Origin of the sequence: Aedoeadaptatus nemausensis, from assembly GCF_903819165.1 — a bacterium.
Taxonomy (GTDB): Bacteria; Bacillota; Clostridia; order Tissierellales; family Peptoniphilaceae; genus Aedoeadaptatus; species Aedoeadaptatus nemausensis.
Map to the genome: position 1 here is coordinate 1 of NZ_CAIJCS010000077.1, position 928 is coordinate 928.

General features: G+C 30.4%; 1 protein-coding gene. It reads left to right on the forward strand.

The window, feature by feature from the left end; genetic code table 11:
* Positions 1-815 (forward strand): ABC transporter permease (locus tag PEPTYR26121_RS09195; RefSeq protein ID WP_180501119.1); only part of this gene is annotated, 815 nt, incomplete at its 5' end.
* Positions 816-928 lie beyond the last annotated feature (113 nt).

Here is a 928-nt window from a genome sequence, read left to right on the forward strand (position 1 = left end):
ATAAAATTCCAAAAGATAGTACAAGTCCATATGCTTTTAATGAATATATAAATATTTCTGATAAGGATACTGGAAAAGTAACTTTAAAATATAATGCAGATGGTAAGTCCATGCCTATAAAAATAGATTCAAGCATCGATGAAATGCCTTATAATCTAGAAGCTTATAATGACAATCAAATATCTATCTTTACAAGTAAAAGTATCATGAAAAAATTTATTGATGAATATGGAATAGATGAAGGCAATCCAGTTTATTACTACTTTGTAAAAATCAAAGCCGATAAAAACAAAGAAAAAGTATTTGAAGATGCAGAAAAAGTTATTTCAAATTATGTTCCAAAATCTGACCATGGCACTTCCACAGAAATTATTAGATCAGCCATGGATAAAGAACAAATAAGGAATGAAAGACTTCTAAATCTAGCTATCCAAATCATTCTTATAACAATTGCTCTTTCCAATGCCTATAATAGCTTTAAAGGAAACCTTAGAGCGAGAGCCAATGATTTTAAACTCCTATCCACTACAGGTATGACGGAAAAACAAATGAAAAAGATGGTCTTTGGAGAAGGAAAAATATTGTTTAAAAATATTTTCTTAGCCTATGTCTTTATGTTCATTATTGGAATTGTATTAAGAGCCTATAGAAGCAACTATGAATTAGTATTTGCGATAAAAGGTCTGATAACAAATATAAATTATATCCCTCTGATAATAGTATTTGTATTTATGATTGCAGGAGTTTTCCTGGCAATAAAAAGTGGGTTTAAAACAATAAACGAAAACTCAGATAACTCTTTCAAGAATATATAAGAAAAAGGCAATAAAGAAATGTTGGACTTCGTGAACGAATTAATCGAAAAGCTTTACGGCGAAGGATTCTTCACCAAGGCGTACGAAGAGACATTGGCCCCCACTTATGGGGA